We start from the raw sequence: 17,109 nt of genomic DNA, 5'->3' as shown, positions 1-17,109 counted from the left end.
GTTCAACGCTCCCGCAACGCTTCGGACTGATACTCGCGAATCGGGCTCAGCAGGTAATTGATCACCCGCCGCTCGCCGGTGCGAATCTCGCCGGTCACGCTCATCCCCGCCTGCAAGGGCATCCAGCCCTGCCCCGCGGCAATGGCCGCACGCTCCAGGCGAATCCGCGTGGGGAACACCAGCCCCAGCTGTTCGTCCTTGATGGCGTCACCGGAGACATGGGCCACGGTGCCGCGCAAGGTGCCGTAGCGGGTATAGGGAAACGCATCCACCTTGATCTCCACGGGCTGGCCGGCCCTGACGAAACCGACGTCCTTGTTCAGCACCATGACCTCGGCATCCAGCTCGGCCCCCTCGGGCACGATCACCAGCAACTGCTGCGCCGCTTGCACGGCGCCGCCCAGGGTATGCACCGCCAGTTGCTGGACCACACCGTCCACCGGCGCCAGCAGGGTTTGCAGGCGCTGCCGGTCGCGGCCACGGATCAGTTGCTGCTCGAGCACGGCGATCTCCTGTTGGCTGCGGTTGAGCAATTCATGCTGTTCGCGCTGGGTCCTGGCCAGGAAGCTGTCGCGCTGCTCCCGACGGTTCTGCGCCTGGGCCTTGAGCACCTGCAGTTCGGCCTGCTGCTGGGCCAGCGAACGCTCGACGTCCAGTTGCTCCTTTTCCTGCTCAAGCAATTCCACCAGGGGCATCAGCTGTTCGGCGGCCATCGCCCGGCGTGCATGGAGCCGTTTGCGCACATTACTGGCCAGCTTGCCCAGGGCGCTGATCTCGCTGCCCCGGGCCCTTTGATTGGCCTGGTTGATGGCGATTTCGGCGTTGAGGCTGTCCAGGTTGGCGCTGATTTCCTTCCAGGTACTGAGCAGTTGCTCCCGGGCCGCCGCGACCTGCTGTGCATCCAGGCCAGCAGGCGTCTGGTAGCTGTGCAAGGGGTCCGGGGTCAGCAGTGCACGGGCCCGGGCCAGTTCCAGACGCTTGAAGTCCAGTTGCGTGCGCAACTCGCTCAACTCGGCGTCGATGCCGATCGGGTTCAGCGCCACCAGCACCTCGCCGGCCTTGACCCGCTGCCCGTCACGCACATGGATGGCGCGAACTTCACCCGCCTCGTGCGCCTGGATCACCTTGGTGTAGCTGGAGACCATGAGGCGCCCGGCGGCACTGGCATGAATGTCGAGAAAGCCGAGGATCGCCCAGCCCAGGGCCAGCAGGATCGCCAGGATCAGCAGCAGTGCCGTGCCACGTGCCCAGGGCGCGGGTGGCCGCTCGACAATTTCCAGGTAGCCGGGCTGGAACTCGTATTCGTCGCGGCTGCGCTTGAGCAGCGTCCGCGCGTCACCCAGGCGCTGCCAGGCGCGGCGCCAGCGAGACAACAGTGCACCGGACCTCATGACGCCTCCTTGCACAGCGCCTGTTGCAGCGCCCACAGGCGCGAGTAGCAACCACCGTTGGCCAAGAGCTGCTGGTGGCTGCCCGATTCACTGATGCGCCCCTGTTCCAGGGCGATGATGCGTTGGCAATGCCGTACCGCAGACAGGCGATGGGCAATGATGATCACCGTGCGTCCCTGGGCGATGCTCGCCATGTTGTCCTGGATCAGCGCCTGGGATTCGTCATCCAGGGCGCTGGTGGCTTCGTCGAAAATCAGGATGCGCGGGTCGCCCATCAGTGCCCGGGCTATGGCGATGCGTTGCCGCTGGCCGCCGGACAAGGAGCTGCCGGCTTCGGCCAGCACCGTGTCGTAGCCCAGGGGCAGGCGCAGGATGAAATCATGGGCACCGGCCAGGCGCGCCGCGGCGATCACGCTTTCCAGGGAGGCGGTGGGATGGCGCAGGGCGATGTTGTGGCGCACGCTGCGGTTGAACAGGTAGTTTTCCTGGAGCACCACGCCAATCTGGCTGCGCAACCAGGCCGGCTGCAACTGCTCCAGGGGCAAGCCGTCGATCAGGATGCGCCCGCCATCGGGGGTGTAGAGTTTCTGCAGCAAGCGGGTCAGCGTGCTCTTGCCGGACCCGGACGGCCCGACGATGCCCAGGGTCTGCCCCGCGGCGATCTGCAAGTCCAGGCCGCGCAGCACCCACTCAAGTTCCGGACGGTAGCGGAACACCAACTGTTCGATGCGCACTTCGCCACGCAACGCCTGTGCCGGGCGCAGATCCCCCTCGGCCTGCTCCACCGGCAGGTTGAGCATGTCGCCCAGCTTGTCCACCGACACCCGCACCCGGACGAACTGCTGCCAGACCTCGATCAGCTTGGCCACGGGCTGGCTGACGTGGGACAGCATCATGTTGAAGGCAATCAACTGGCCGATGCTCATTTGCAGGTCGATGACCCGGCTAGCGCCCCAGCAGATCACCGCCACCGCGGTGACTTTCTGCAACAGCATCACGGTCTGGCTGATGGCGCTGCCCAGGGTCTGGCTGGCAAACCCGGCCTCGACCATCTGTGCCGTCTGCGACTCCCAGCGACGCTGCATGCGCGGCTCCACCGCCAGGCTCTTGATGGTTTCGCTGCTGCTGACGCTTTCGTTGAGAAAGGCGGTGTTGCGCGCCGCGCTGTAGAACTGGCGCTCGATGCGCTTCTCCAGCGGGCCGGTGCTGAACCAGGCCAGCAGCGCATACAGGGGCAGGGTCAGCAGCACCAGCAGGGTCAACGGCCAGGAAATCCAGGCCATGACCGCAAAAAACACCAGGGTGAAGGCCACGTCGACACACAGGGTCAGCAGCGAGCCGGTGAGGAACTCGCGGATGCTGTCCAGCTCCTGGACCCGGGTGATGATCGCCCCCACCTGGCGTTGCTTGAAGTACAGCAACGGCAGGCCCAGCAGATGGCGCAAGAGCTTGACCCCAAGGCCGATGTCGATGCGGTTGGCGGTGTGCGCCGCCAGGTATTCGCGCAAGCCCTTGAGCAGCACCTCGAACAGGCCCACCACCACCAGGGTCATCACCAGCACGTCGAGGGTCGACAGCGCCCGGTGCACCATGACCTTGTCCATCACCGCCTGGAAGAACAACGGCGTCGCCAGGGCCAGCACCTGCAGCAACAGCGAGCACAGCAGCACTTCGCCGAGTATCCGCCGATGGCGTAGCAGCTCCGGTACGAACCAGGACAGATCGAAGCGCAAACCGCTCTGGCGCAGGCGAATCACCTCCCCGCTCCACTGCTCGGCCAACTGCTGGCGATCGAGCATGTCCGGGGTCGGCATTGAAGGTCGCTGCACCAGCGCCTGGGTGTCCGAGAGCCGCGCCAGCAACATGAATTCGCCGCTCTGGTTGCGCCAGACAAGGGGCAGCATCTTCGGGGTCAGCCGGGTCAGTGCCAGGCGTTCAAGGCGCAGATCGACACCAGCGTTGCGTGCATAGTCCCTGACCGCCTGGCGCAGGTCCCGCGAAGGGTCAGGGTCCAGGGATTGCGGGGCCGCGGCTTGCGGTACGCGTTCCTGGGTAAGTTGCAGCAGCAGATGGCAGCAGGCCAAGGCTGAGTGAACGGCCGTATCGGCCGCGGATGATGGGGCAGACAGCGCTGTCATAGCGGAGCATCCGCTGAGGACAGGCTGCGGGTTGTTGCAATATTGACTGGCATAGACCGCTCGTTTCTTGCTCCAGGGAGCATGGAGGCACGAACGCAGTCTGAGCCAGCTAATTGCGAATGATAATCAGCAGTTTGATTGAAGCGTTTTAACTAAAACTTAAGGCTGTCCCCTAAATCCCCTGCATGTCCAGGCTGCGCATGCACAGGGACCTGGTCCCAGGCTGGCGAGGCTACTGATACAGCGCTGCCCACGGCTGTTCAACCTGAGTGTCAGCGCGTACCAGTCGCTGCCCTCACTGGTTGCGCCAGCCCTGAACGGTGATGGCAATCAGCGGTCAAAATAATCCGTCAAATCCATCCATCTCTGCACATAACCCTCTAATCTTGGCGGCACGTTTTGCAGGTCGTTGCGGGTCGGTCTCTGCACGTGTCGAATACGCAGCGTTAATCCGAGAGCATGAAATGCCACTGTTTGTTGAGTTACTGCCATGACTCATATGATCCAATCGTTGCGCCAGCGGGGGGCGCTGATCCTGACGACGCTGCTCGTTCTGACGGCCTGGGTGCCCTCAGTGTCTGGCGCCGAATCCCGTAGCTTCGACCTGTACATCGCCGAAGCGCCGCCTTTATCGATGCTGGACCCGTCCGGCCTGCATGGCATCCTCGGCGACGCGACGCTGGAAGCAGCGACCCGAGCCGGATATACGCTGCACTTTATAGAAGTGCCTTGGGCACGAGCCCAGCAAAGCGTACGCAAAGGCGTCGACAAGCTGATCATTCCCCTGTCGCGCACGCCAGAAAGAGAGGCTGATTACATCTGGATCGCGCCCATCATGACCATGGACAGAGCCTTCTTCAGCCTGCACACGCGCGTCGAAACCCTGCAGCAGGCACGGGAAACCTTCGCTCGGATCGCCGTTGGCCGAGGCAGTGCCCAAGAGCAGAAGCTTCGGGCTGAAGGCTTTGGCGACAACCAGATTTATCCGTTTGAAATTGGCGAGAACCCGGCTCAACTGCTGCTGATGGGACGGGTCGACGCCTGGTTCAACGGCATTCCCGAAACCCAGAGCATCTGGCGCAAGGTGTCGACTCAGCCGTTGCAGGTCAGTCCGGTCTTTATGAGCACCGATCTGTACCTGGCCTGCTCCAGAAACTGCAATGCGACACTGGTGCGCAAGCTGCGCGCGGCGGTCGAGGGGCTGCGCAAGGACGGCACGCTGGAGAGAATGCGAAAATCCTACCTCGACGCTCCCTGACCGGCCCCTGTGCTGCGCAGAACCCGGGCCGCGTTGGCATAGCCGGCGTCCCGATCCTGCAAGCCTCTGCAAAGCACCGCCGCGGGTCCGCAGCACGCGCTTGCCGATGCTCCTCAACGCGAGAGCATGAAGGTCTCGTACTCCAGGTCATCCAGCGCCGTCGACAGCCGCGTCAGCCCCAGCAGCACGCAGATCAGCAGCGACAGGGTAAAGCCATAGCCGAAGAAGCTCGGCCCCAGGTGCAGGCTGAGCAGGGTCAGGGCGGCATTGAGGGCCACGAACAGCAGGCACAGCTCCAGCACGATGGCGCGTTTGTCGAGGTAGAAGAACACGTTGAGAATCGCCATGAACACCACCTGGATGCTCACCCCGATCAGGTCGATGTAGAACAGCGGCAGGTAGTAGCTGGACATCCCCAGCCACTCCAGCAGGCGCGGGCCGAAGAGGAACAGCAGGACCACCGTCAGCCCCTGGACCTTGCAGATTTCCAGCAGGCCCTGGCGGATCGAGAAGGTCATCTCGGCCTTCAGCGAACCGATGTGCTGCAAGGTCTCGCCATCGCGCACGGCACGGAACAGGCGGTCGTACCACTCGGCGAAATCGGTTTCGATGCGCACCAGGAACACCGCCATCCCGGGAATGATCGCCAGGTAAGCGAGGAAGATCGGCAGGTCGTAGAGAATTGACGCGCGCATCGGCCCGATCACCTGGCTCGAAGTTTCCGGGTTGAACCAGAAGATGAACTTGTCGATCCAGATCCCCAGGTTGTAGCAAAGCCCGGTCAGCAGCAGGCTGACAAACACCTGGCGGCGGTCGAGAAAGTCGAAGGCCACCAGCTTCTCGGCCCGGTACTCGCGCAGGATGTCGTAGAGAAACAGGAACAGCAGCGTGCTGTGCCCCAGCAGCAGCGCCAGCAACAGCCCTTCCATGCCCATGTAGCGCAGGTAGAAGGCGCTGCCGACCATCAAGCCATACCCCACCAGCATCACCAGGAGGATGCGGTTATAGGCCTTCATCCCCGAGAGGAAGATGATCACCAGCCACAGGTTGCACAGCACCACGAAGTTGGCCAGGGTCAGCAGGCGGTAGATCAGCGCCTGGTCGAACAGGGTCACCAGCAGCAGGATGCCCAGCGCCCCGGAGCCCAGGGTCACCAGCAAGAGTACGCCCACCAGGTTCGGCAGGATCTGCTCGTACTTGCGCTCGAACAGGCGGTCGGACACGAAACGGGTGAAAAACAGCTGCAGGCCGCCGGTCAGGATCAGCGACGTGGCCATCAGGTAGGTGACGGTGATCAGGAACTGGCGGATCAGGACCTCCGGCACCACCAGCCCGAGGCTGATCACCCCCACCAGCATCACGCTGAGGATCGACAGCACCCAGGGCCCGGAACTGATCAGGCCGGCATAGACATAGGCGTGCAGGGTCGCCGTGTAGGAGTCGCGGGAGAGAATCTTGCGCAGTTCGAAACCGATGCCGGCCATTTACACAGCCTCCTTGTGTGGGGTGCCGATGGCCGTGTGATAGAGCGTGCGATAGCGGTCGAGCATCAAGCGCTCGCTGTAGTAGCGATGTACCCGCAACAGGCCCGCCGCCTGGGCCGATTGCCAGCGTTCGGGGCTGCGCAGCAGGTCGATGATCGCCTGGGAGGTGGCCTGCGGATCGGCGATCGCCACCACTTCCCCGGCCCGCCCCAGGTCCCGGTCGGCCGCCTCGCCGCCCTCGATCAGCTCGCGGCAGGAGCCCACGTCACTGCTGACCACCGGCGTGCCGGCAGCCCAGGCTTCGAGAATCACCAAGGGCTGGGCCTCGCTGATGGAGGTCAGCACCATCAGGCCCAGTTGCGGCAGGATGTCCTGGATTTTCTGGAAGCCCAGGAACAGTACCTTCTGCTCCAGCCCCAGGCTCGCCACCAGGCTGCGGCACTCGGCGACGTACTCCGGGTCTTCCTCTTCCGGCCCGACGATCCAGCCTTCGACCTCGGGCATCACGCTGACCACCCCGCGCATGGCCCGCAGGAAGGTCTTGACGTCCTTGATCGGCACCACCCGGCCGATCAGCCCGACCACCGGCGCAATGCCTTCGGCCCGGGCCTCCAGGGCCTGGGTCCAGAGCTGCAGGTCGATGCCGTTGGGGATCACCTGGGTGCGCTCGGGGGGCGCGCCGTCCTTGATCTGGCGTTGGCGGTTGCCGTCGTACAGGGCAATGATCTGGTCGGCGCTTTCATAGACCAGATGCCCGATGCGTTCGAAGAAACGCACCCAGAGCATGCGGATATAGCCGGAGCCGGAATCCATGCTGTCGTTCAGCGCCTGGTTGCTGCTTTCGGCGATCCAGCTGGCCTGGGCCAGGTCGATCTTGCGCTCCTTGGTGTAGATCCCGTGCTCGCTGAGCAGGAACTGGCAGCCCCACAACTGCTTGAGAATGCAGCCCACCAGCCCGGCGTAGCCGGTGGAAATCGAGTGCAGCACCCGGGCCCGCGGCATGTGCCGGGCGGCATTGGCCAGCATCAGCAAGGGCGACTGCATGGTGCGCAGGGTCCAGAAGTAGTTGACGAAGGACGGATCGGCGCAGTGCTGCTCGTAGCCTTCGGTCAGCGCTTCCCAGCTGGGCCGGCTGTAGAGCACGTCGTCCAGGGTGATGCGCCCCTGGGCCAGGGATGCCAGCACTTCGATGCCCAGCTCGGCGGCGGGCTTCTGCGGGTTGTGCAGGTAGCGGTACAGGTTGCTCAGTTCCTCCAGGGACGCGCTGTGGGCCTCGCGCTTGTGCCTGGGGTTGCGCCAGGCCTCTTCCAGGTACACCTCTTCGATATGCACGACGTTGGCCGGAATCTCATAGCGGCGCTGACCATAGGCCTCGCGCTGGCCACCAATGAACAGCACCGAAAACTGCAGCTGCGGCAGGCCGAGGATCATCTGGTGGATCCAGCTGGACACGCCACCACGCACATAGGGCCAGGTGCCCTCGAGCAGCAGGCAGACATCGGCGATGGGGGTTGAGTCGGGGGTTTTCTTCATGTCCAGGTCCTTACCAGCCCGGCAAAGGGCGGACGTTGCTGCATTTGCGCCGGCAGGCTTCGCAGCAGCCCGGGAATCTCGGCATAGCGGCCGGTTTCAAAGGCGATTTCGGCGCGGAACGGCAGGACCTTGGTCGGGTCCATGCCCGCCTCCTCGGCCTGGTGCATGTGCAGGCGCGCCTTGCCGACGTCACCGCGTTCAAGGGCGATGCGCCCGGCCAGCAACAGCAGCTCGCCGCCCTCCCCCAGCTTCAGCGCCTGTTCGGCATGCTCGCCGGCCTGGCCCAGCACGTGCTGCTGCACACTGCCCTGGGCCAGGCCCAGGTAGGCCAGTTCCCAGTACCAGCGGGCCAGCGTCGCGTGCAAGGCTCCGGCCTTCTGCGGCGCCGCGCCGGGCAGTTGTTCCAGGGAGGACTGGATCCGCTGGTTGATGTCGGTTTCCTGCTTGTCGAGCATCGAATACGCCAACAGCCGCACATCGTCGCTCGGGTCGCCCAGGGCCAGCTTGAGGATCGGCACCGCTTCCTTGCCCGGCATCCGCCGGGTGGCGAGCAAGGCCGCCAGGCGCTGGTCGGGGTCCGGCGCATGACGCAAGACATCCTGCAGCCCGCTGTCACCGAAGGTGGGCGAATGCAGTTGAGTCTGAGCGCGAAACGGCAGGTCGGGAATGCCCACCGCCTGCCACGTCTGCGCCTCGCGCTTGCGCGGCAGGTACAGCGCCGGAAAGATCGCGGCAATCACCCCGACGGCCCCGATCAGCGGCACAAAGAACGCCAGGCTGAAGATGAACAGCGGGCTCCATGGCAACGGCCGGCGATAACGCGCCGGCAGCAGCAGCCAGACCGCCGCGGTCAGCAGGCCACAGGCGATGCCATGGGTCATTGCATACACCAGCGCGGTCTGCAGGTCGGGCAACTGCGCCGTCAGGCTGGCCCAGCTGCCGATCTCGAAAAACAGCGCTCCGCTAAACAGCCACTTGCTGATCATTCAGGCCACACTCGTTGTACAGGAAGTTACGCAGCCCATCGCGTTGCCGGGCCGACTCCAGGTCGTAGGGAAGTACCTTGACCCCCAGGCCGGCCAGCTCCACGCTCATGCCGAAGTGTTCGTGGACCAGCTTGCCCAGGCGTGCCAGGTAGCCCTGGGCGCCCTCGGCGCTGGTCAGCGGCAACAGCACCAGCAACAGTTCGTGCCCGCGTGCATTGGCCAGGCTCAGGTGCAGGTCCAGGCCTCGCTGGCTGCGCTCGAACAGCCGCGCCAGTTCATCATTGGGCTGGGTCAGCTCGAAGGCATAGAGGCAACCGGACAGGCCGTGGCGCTCGACATCCACCAGTGAACGCTTGAGTTGGCGGGTGAAGTGCTGGGCATCGGCGCTCTGCAGTTGCAAAACCTGCGGGTCCGGATGCAACAGATCGGCGATATGTCCGGCCAGCAGGGCCAGCAGGCTGAGAGTGCGTTCCTGGAAGGCAAAGAACGGCATCTGCCGCACCGCCAGAATCGCCAGCACCTGGCCCTGGGTGTCCACCAGCGGAACACAGGCCTGCAAGGACGACACCGAGGCCTGGGCGCCGCTATCCAGCAGCTCCTCACGCACACTCACCAGCTCCTCGCGCTCCAGGCACATACGCACCAGCAGGTCCTGGCTGTCCAGGGGCCCCATGGTGCCGATCGAGGCCAAGAGGCTCAGCTGTGGCGCCGCACTGGCGCCCTGCTCCACCCGGTACAGCCCGGCCACCCGCAGCGAGCCGTACTGGCCGAGCAGGGTCAGCACCGGCTCGGCCAGCAGGCTCAGCGGGTCGCCGCCATTGGGCGCCGCGCGCAGCCGATCACGCAGGCCCAGCAGGGAACTGCGCAAGCTCTGGTCGCTGCCCGCCAGGCGCTGCTCCAGGCGGTCATGGGAGACCCGCAGAATCTGGTGCGCCCGGGTGAAATCATCGAGCCGGTACTGGCGGTACTCGTTGGCCATCTGCAAGCGCAGCAAACGCCGCTCCCAGAGGTCGCGCACCTCGCCCACCAGCATGCCGCAGACCAGTACGCCGACAATGTAGGACGGCGCGACCTGGGCGTAGCTCGCCAGCCCCGAATGACGCAGGGCAAAGAACGCCGCTACCAGCAGGCTGGCACTGATCAGGCCGCGGACAAACCCGTAGCGCACCCCCAGCAGCAGCGGCGCCAGCACCGACCAGGGAAACTCGCCCTGCACCTGCAAGGGGTCCTCGGGGGCCAGCCACAGGCCGACGCCGATGACCAGGGCGGTCACCAGAAAGGTTTCCAGCCAGGACGCCGGACCGCTGGCGCGGGGCGCCAGCGCATAGTCCATGTGTGGAGAGTTCATGGCAGTCACTCGATCCGAAGGCCACCGACAAGCTTGTCGAGAACCTTCTGGGCGGCCCCGGCCAGGCTTTCCCGGGACCAGCCGGCGCGGGCCCCGCTATTGCTCCACAGCACCTTGCCGGTACCGGCCTCGACCACCCGCAGGCTGATGCCCACCGCCGGTTCGCCATCCAGGCCGTTCTTGTACTGCCACTCCTCGACGCTGCCGGACACCACATAGTCGAGCTTCTGCTCCCGGGCCCAGTCCATGGCCCCGGCCAGGCGCTCGTTGTCGTCGAGCAGGGCCTGTTCGCCCTGCCCCGCCGTACCGGTGTAGACCTGGGGTTGCAGGCCGCGGCTGCTCAGCACGCTGAGCAGAATCTGCTCACTGCGCTCGCCGGCCTGGGGTGTCTGGGAATAGTTGACCAGCGGCAGCACGCCCCAGCGCGCACTCTTGGACAACTCGGGGCTGCTTTGCCCGGTGAAGCTGCTGCACCCGGCCATCAGCAAGGCGACCATTGCCAGACTCACGCAACGAATGGATTGCATAAGGTTTACTCCTCTTTGAATTCCATGATCAGCGTCCGAAACGCACGCTGTAGCTGACACCTGCAGTGCCCCCGGACTTGCCTGCCCCGCCTTGCGGCGCGGACTGGTAGCCAAGGGTCACTGCCAATTCGTCATCCCCTATCACCTCGGTGCCGACACCGGTACTGATGGCGTAGTTGATAGTGTTGTCGGTCCACTGCCAGCCGGTGCTGACATCCACCAGCCAGGTGTATTGCCCCCGCGTGCGGTTCAGCGCCCCCGGGAAACCGCGCCGCCAGGAACTGCCGAAGAACAGCTGGCCGTAGCGCTTCTGCAGCAGGGTCTGGCTGGTGATCTGCTCCGGATTGTCGAGATCGGCCCCGGCCAGATCGATGCCTCCGCCCAGGGTATTGGCCAGGTCGGGCAGCGAGCGGTTGTTCAGGCTGTTCTGCTGGTAGTCGATACCGCTGCGCAATTCCCAGTTCGGCCCTTCGAACTGCAAGGTGTGGTCGAACTCGATCTTCAACGCCTGGCCGCTGCCCAGGTCATCGCCGCCGCGGGTCGAGAACCAGCGCTGGGCCAGGCTCCAGGACAACTGGTCACGGGCCGAATAGCGATGCCGGCCGCCCACCCAGACATCATCCTGCTGGCCGAAGGTGCGCATGTATCCGCTGTCCTCGTTCTTGCGGTGCCAGTCGGCACCGACGTCCAGCTCGTTGCCGCTGTCCAGTTGCCAGGTGCGGCTGGCACCCAGGCCGTTGCGGTCATCGTCCTTGCGCAGGCTGCTGTCGAAGATCAGCTTGTAGTTGCCGTTCTCCAGCTGGCGCTGCAAGGTCAGTTCGGTGTTGGTCTCATTGCCCAGGCGCGACTCATCCAGCACATCGCCGCTGTAGCGGCCCTGCTCCAGGACCAGCTTGGCGTACCAGTTGTCGTTCAGATAGCGCGCGGCGGTCAGGCGCGGGCCGTTGAACACCAGGCCGCCGTAGTCCTGGCGCTCCCAGGCGATTTGCATACCCTGGGGCGTGCGCTCCGTCATTTCGATGGCCTGGCGGCGCAGTTGCTCGCGCAGCGCCGCCGGTTGCTCGTCACCCAGTGCCGAAAGGCCCACCGCCAGCGCTTCGCCGCTGCGACCCAGGCTGTTCAAGGCCTCGACCTGCTGCGCCGGGTCCAGGTCGCCGCTGGCCACCAGGCGCTCCAGGGCCTGGCGATTGCTGCCGCGCAGGGCTTCCTGGATCTGCTCGTAGCGGCTGACCTTCAGGCCGCGGCTGCGGGCCCAGGCCAGCCACTCATCCTTTTGCGCCGACTGATTGAGGTCATCCAGGCGCGCGAGGAACTGATCGAACCACAGCTGCAGCATCGGCTTGGAGCCGTCCTGCCATTGCATGGCCTTGTTCTGCGCCTTGCGTGACGAATAGCTGCTGGCCAGCAGGCGCAGCCAGGTGGCATAGCCCTGGGGCGTGGCGCGGATCTGCTCCGGGCTGACCTGGCGATCGAGCCGCAGGCGCAAGCGCTGGGCCGAGTCGGCATAACCGGCGCCCTCCAGGGCATCGGCATAGGCGGCCTGGACCATCCAGTCCCGGGGGTTGGCCTGCAAGTACAGGCGATACCAGGCCAGGGCCTCGGTATTGCGCCCGAGCAACTGGCTGGCGGCGGCGAACGGCAGCCACAGGCTGCTGTCACTGCGGGCCAGGGAGCGCCATTGCTGCAACAGCGGCTTGATCTCGCCCGTGCGGCCCAGATCGACATACAGCCACAGCAGCCGCTCACGGAAGGTGTTGTCGTCCGGGAAGCGGCTCAAGCCCTGTTGATACAGGCGCAGGGCCAGATCGGTCTGGCCCTGCTGCACCGCCAGCGCGGCGCGGGCGGCCAGCACCTGGGACTGGTCGCTGGCCCCCGGGTACTGCTCGGCCTCCTTGAGCAAATCGACCACCAGAGGCCAGTCCTGGAGTTCCTGGGCCAGTTGCAGGGCGGCCACCAGGCGCTGCGGGCTGTGGCCCTGGCGCCAGCTGTCGACGGTCAATTGCAGGGCCTTGCGCGGATCGCGGGTGCGATACAGGGCAATCAGCTCGCTTTCGTCGCCTGTATTGAGCGAGCCCTTGATCGCCAGCATCTTCTCCAGCGCCAGCTGCAGCTCGTCGTCCAATTCCAGGTCCCAGGCCAGGGCGGCGCGGGACTGCCAGTAGTTGAAGTCCTTGATCTTGTTGCCATCCACCGCGGTGATGACTTTCCAGGCCCCCTGGCTATCGAACAGCTTGAGGTGGTTGTTGGCCCAGTCCACACGTTCGGTGCTGGTGAGCGGATAGCGCTTGGCGAACTGGTTCCAGACCACCAGGCGCTGCGGGTACTGCTCGGTGTTTTCCAGGTTCTGCAACAGGCGCACCCAGGCCAGACGCTGTTTCGGGTATTTGGCGACATAGCGGCGCAGCCACTTTTCTGCCTCCTCGGGCGTCCCCCTGGACTCTTGCGCGTAGACCAGGGCATCGAGCTCGACGTTGGTCAGGGCGCGGCTGTCCATGATCCCCGCCAGCAGTGGGATGCCCCGGTCGAAGTCGTAGGTCTGCATCGCCAGGCGCCAGGTGTGCTCGAACTGCGCCGGGTCCTTGCTTAGCGTGCTCAGGCTGATCCAGTAGCCCAGGGCGGCGGCCGAGTCGCCCTGCCATTCGGCGAGATGGGCCATCTGCTCCAGCAACTGCGGGTCATCCGGCCGCTGTTCGAGCAGTTGCAGGCCCACCGCATGGGCGCCGGCCAGGTCACCGAAGGCCAGGCGCTGCTTGAATTCCTTGGCGAGGATTTCCGGGCTGTCGGGCTGCACCTTGCGCCAGGCACTGAAGAACTGTTCCGCCAAGTCCACGCGGTTGTGCGCCACGGCCACATCCACGCCGCGGTCCAGCAGCGCCGGTTCGAATGCCACGTCCGGCTGTGCGGCCAGCTCTCGGGCCAGCAGCTCCACTGCCTGATCGCCGCGATCGGCCGCCACCAGGGTGGTGAAGGCCTGTTGCAGAAACTGCCGACGCGCCTCGGGGGTCTGGCTGGCATCGAGCAACTGCACATAGAGATCGGCCGCGCGCCCCGGCTGTTCGCTGGCCTGGTACCACTTGGCGGCTTCAGGCAGCCACTGCTCGCGCCGTGTCGGGTCGCGCCGCGCCAGCTCGGCATAGGCATCCGCCGCCAGCCCCGGGGCCTGGGCGCTCAGGGCCAAAGTGGCCAGGCGCTCCAGTTGCGGCGATGGCAGCGGCTTGTAGTCAAAGGCCTTGAAACGTTCGGCCAGGGCCTGCAGGGCCGCGCTGTCGGTGCTGTTGTTCAGCGCCAGGGCATCGAGCTGCAAGCGGTAGTAGGCCTTGAGCGCCGGATCGGGCCGCTGCCACTGGGCCAGGTGTTTTTCCGCCTTGGGGTAGTCCCCCAGCTGAATCAGCAGGTCGAGCAGCTGGGTGCGCAGCTCATTGTTTTCCGGGTGTGCGGCCAGCAGCACCTCGGCGTAGCTGGCCGACACTTCGTCCGGCTGCCCGCCCTTGGGGCGGAACGCCTCTTCATTGCGAAAGGTTGCCCACAGCAGCACGCCGACGGCGATCGCCACCAGCAGCAAGGCCCAGGGGTTGAGCAGCCGCGCGCTGGGCGCCTTGGCCTTAGTTGCAGAGGAGTTGGGCATCACTCACCTGCTTCATGGGAAGTTGGAAATGCCACAGGCCCTGTTCGGACTTGCCGGCGTAGCGTTGGCCCTGGACCTCGACCCGACAGGCGCTGGCCGAACGCACCGAGAATTCCAGGTTGAACTGGCCGGCAAAGGAGAAGCTCACCTGCCGGTCATTGACATAGCGCCAGTCGCGCAGGGGAATATTGGCCAGCTCCAGTGCCGGGCGCGGATCGCGCTCGGGGCGCAGGGCCAACAGCGCATGATCGCTGCTCAAGGCTACATAGCGCCCCTGGGGCAAGTCGCGCACCCCGGCCACCCCCACCGAGCGGCCGAGGTCCGGCCAACCCAGCGCCGGGTCCAGGCGCAAGGTACGCAGGCCGTCCATGCCGCGTACCTGCCAGTCGCCATTGGCGGTCCGCGCCAGGCTTGCCTGGTACAGGCCGTGGACCCGGTCCAGGTAGTCACTCATCCACAATGACAGCGGCTGCTGGCCACGCATGAACTGGTAGATGTCGGTCATGGCCTTGATCGACGCCTGCTTGGTGCCCGAATAGAAGTGGTAGTACAGGTGGATGCCGCGCAGGCGCCGTGGGCTGTCGGTCAGCTCGAAGGTGTCGATCACATCGCGAAAGCCGTAGTACGGGCCTTTCCAGAGGTTGGTGTACATGTTCTCGTTGATCACCGGAGCGTAGTACTGCAAGCCGCCCGAGGTCGGCCGCAACAGCGGGTACAGGCCGGTGAGCGATGAGTTGGCCTTGGTCAGGATGGTCTGCCCGCCGTTGACGTTTTTCAGCCCGGCGTCGTAGGCCAGCTTGATGGTCTCGGCGCTGGGCAGCGCATCCCCCGGCCAGAAGACCAGCTTCACCGGTTTCTGCGCGGTGGTCAGGCGGCTGTTGATGTAGTCCCGCGAGCCGAGGATCTCGCGCTTGTAATCCAGGGTCTTGTACCCCGGGATATTCAGGCGCAGGCCGTATTCGGCGTGGAAATCCTCGTCCTTCTTGGCCTTCTCCGGCTGCATGTAGAACGGGTGGCTGTAGGTGTGGGTGGCCACTTCGACCTTGGGGTCGGCGAAGATCTCCTGGGCGATGGGCTCCAGCTCCCGCGCCAGGAACGGCGACATGCCCTTGGGCCCGACTTCGCCTTCGATGATCGAGACCGAGGTCAGGAACGGGTTGGGACGAATGTAGTCGTCCAGCACCTGGCGCCCGGAATACGGGGTGCCACGCACTTCGGCATGGGACGGGAAACCGTCACCGTCGATATGCACCGTGGCGATCCGCCGACCGTTCTCGGTGGTGGTGTCCGGGCGTGGCTGGGACGGCAGGCGCAGGGCCTTCTGGATAAAGGCGAACGGGTCGAGGATCCAGCGGCTGCGCTCCACATTGGCCTCCACCACATAGGGGGCCAGGGCCATGCCGCCCCAGGCGGCGGTGGCCACCGGGACGTACTTGCCGCCCTTGTCATCGCCCAGCACCAGGGCTGGTTTCGGCCCGTCGGGCAGCAGGCTCACGCGGGTCAGTTCGCGGCTGCGCGCCACCACCGGAGCCTCGAAGGCGCCGATCAGGCTCTTGTCCTGGCTCAGCACATGCAGGGCATCGCGAGCCCCCGGCGCCGCCAGGTTCAGCCCCAGGCGCTTGAGCAGCGCCCGGTCCTCGATCGGCAGGCCGGCCATGATCGCCAGGGGCACCTGCTCATCCAGGCGCTGGCCGACCCAGCTATAGAAGGCACGGCTGTCCTCGGGCGGGCCGCTGGTCATCCACAGCACCACCCCGGCGTAAAGGCCGGCGAAGCTGTAGGCAGGCAGGCTGTCGTCCACCGGGAAGTAGTCCACCCGGTAACCCAAGTACTCCAGCAGGCCACCGAGCATGCGGTGCCCGGCGTGATCGTAGAGTTCCCCTTCGCGCGGGTCATAGAGCATGGCGATGCGCCGCGGCTGGACTTCCACCGTGCTCATGCTCAGGGCGTTGAGGTCCGGGGTGGTGACCACCGGTATAAAGCCTTCCTGGCTCAATTGCCGGACCAGCTTGCGTGCCTCTTCCCGACGGTTGGCCGGCAGGTAATCGATGGCCACCAGCGGGATGTTGCGTGCGCGCAGCGGCTTGAGTTCGCCTTCAAGCCAGGTGCGGTCGGCTTCAGAAACCGGGCGGTAACGCTTGGCCGAGGCATCCCAGCCGGCGTGGATGGATTCCACCGCCACGGCCGAGGCGACGCCATCGAGCTCGCCCAGTACCTCGAAGCCCCGGTTGAAGAACAGCTTGAGGTTGGGCAGCCGGCTGTGCAGTTCCCGCAGGAACGAGGCCAGGGCCTTGCGTTGCGGTTCGCGATCGGCCTCGGGGAGCAACTGGAAACTGTCCAGGGTGTCCAGGAACAGGCCGGCGTAGCCCTGGTCCTGCAGCGCCTTGGCACGCTTGAACAGGTGTTCGCGCCAGGCCGGGGTGGCGATGTCCATCACCTGGCTGTCCCAGGCCTTGTTGCGCACGGGGCTCGCGCCCTGGGCCAGGGCCTGCTTGGCCAGGGCAGCGCGGTTGCCGTCGAACTCCCCTACCGACAGGTAGGCGAACGGCTGGCTGCCGAGCTTGCGCAAGGTGGCGACATCGGCGCTGGCCATATGGCCGGGCTCGACTACTGCCCATTCGAACTGCGCCAGCTCCTGCAAGGGTGGCTGCTCGGCGTACCAGAACCCGACACTGGCGGGCGCCGCGGGTGCGGCCTGCACCAGGGTGTTGGTGGCACACAAGGCCAATGCGGTAAACAGGCGTCGAACCACTTTGCAGACATGCCCCCTGCGAAACTCGATATCCATAACTCACTCTTCAGTAGATCAATCTGCACAA

Annotated in this window: 10 protein-coding genes; 1 reads left to right on the top strand and 9 read right to left on the bottom strand. The window is 65.4% G+C overall.

Annotation, left to right across the window (positions count from 1 at the left end; translation table 11 throughout):
• Positions 1-2: 2 nt before the first annotated feature.
• Complete coding sequence (locus tag KI242_RS15745; RefSeq protein WP_053151654.1) at positions 3-1,391, bottom strand: HlyD family type I secretion periplasmic adaptor subunit; 1,389 nt, start codon at positions 1,389-1,391, stop codon at positions 3-5.
• Entirely contained in the window at positions 1,388-3,529 is a 2,142-nt protein-coding gene (locus tag KI242_RS15740) for a type I secretion system permease/ATPase (RefSeq protein WP_212806357.1), read from the bottom strand. Before KI242_RS15740 ends, KI242_RS15745 begins: the two co-directional genes overlap by 4 nt.
• Positions 3,530-4,019: 490 nt before the next feature.
• On the opposite strand from KI242_RS15740, the gene KI242_RS15735 reads away from it, so the two are divergent.
• On the top strand, positions 4,020-4,787 hold the full coding sequence (locus tag KI242_RS15735) for a transporter substrate-binding domain-containing protein (RefSeq protein WP_123473380.1): 768 nt from the start codon (positions 4,020-4,022) through the stop codon (positions 4,785-4,787).
• 113 nt (positions 4,788-4,900) lie between these two features.
• On the opposite strand, the gene pelG is transcribed toward KI242_RS15735, so the two are convergent.
• The 7 genes from pelG to KI242_RS15700 are packed head-to-tail and all read right to left on the bottom strand — an operon-like array spanning position 4,901 to position 17,078.
• On the bottom strand, positions 4,901-6,271 hold the full coding sequence (gene pelG, locus KI242_RS15730; RefSeq protein WP_011061266.1) for an exopolysaccharide Pel transporter PelG: 1,371 nt from the start codon (positions 6,269-6,271) through the stop codon (positions 4,901-4,903).
• A complete protein-coding gene (pelF, locus tag KI242_RS15725; RefSeq protein ID WP_053151647.1) occupies positions 6,272-7,804 on the bottom strand; it encodes a GT4 family glycosyltransferase PelF in 1,533 nt (510 codons plus the stop codon).
• Complete coding sequence (locus tag KI242_RS15720) at positions 7,801-8,790, bottom strand: HEAT repeat domain-containing protein (RefSeq protein WP_123473379.1); 990 nt, start codon at positions 8,788-8,790, stop codon at positions 7,801-7,803. The genes pelF and KI242_RS15720 overlap by 4 nt, the downstream gene beginning before the upstream one ends.
• A complete protein-coding gene (locus KI242_RS15715) occupies positions 8,768-10,138 on the bottom strand; it encodes a PelD GGDEF domain-containing protein (protein ID WP_015635591.1) in 1,371 nt (456 codons plus the stop codon). Before KI242_RS15715 ends, KI242_RS15720 begins: the two co-directional genes overlap by 23 nt.
• A gap of 5 nt (positions 10,139-10,143) precedes the next feature.
• The gene (locus KI242_RS15710) at positions 10,144-10,665 is read right to left on the bottom strand and encodes a transporter (RefSeq protein ID WP_011061262.1); all 522 of its coding nucleotides are present in this window, start codon (positions 10,663-10,665) and stop codon (positions 10,144-10,146) included.
• A gap of 28 nt (positions 10,666-10,693) precedes the next feature.
• On the bottom strand, positions 10,694-14,290 hold the full coding sequence (locus tag KI242_RS15705) for a tetratricopeptide repeat protein (protein WP_123473378.1): 3,597 nt from the start codon (positions 14,288-14,290) through the stop codon (positions 10,694-10,696).
• On the bottom strand, positions 14,268-17,078 hold the full coding sequence (locus tag KI242_RS15700; protein ID WP_015635589.1) for a bifunctional glycoside hydrolase 114/ polysaccharide deacetylase family protein: 2,811 nt from the start codon (positions 17,076-17,078) through the stop codon (positions 14,268-14,270). Before KI242_RS15700 ends, KI242_RS15705 begins: the two co-directional genes overlap by 23 nt.
• Positions 17,079-17,109: the final 31 nt, after the last annotated feature.

It is taken from the genome of Pseudomonas sp. Eqa60, from assembly GCF_018326405.1.
Classification (GTDB): Bacteria; Pseudomonadota; Gammaproteobacteria; order Pseudomonadales; family Pseudomonadaceae; genus Aquipseudomonas; species Aquipseudomonas protegens.
This window is presented reverse-complemented; position numbering and strand designations above follow the sequence as displayed.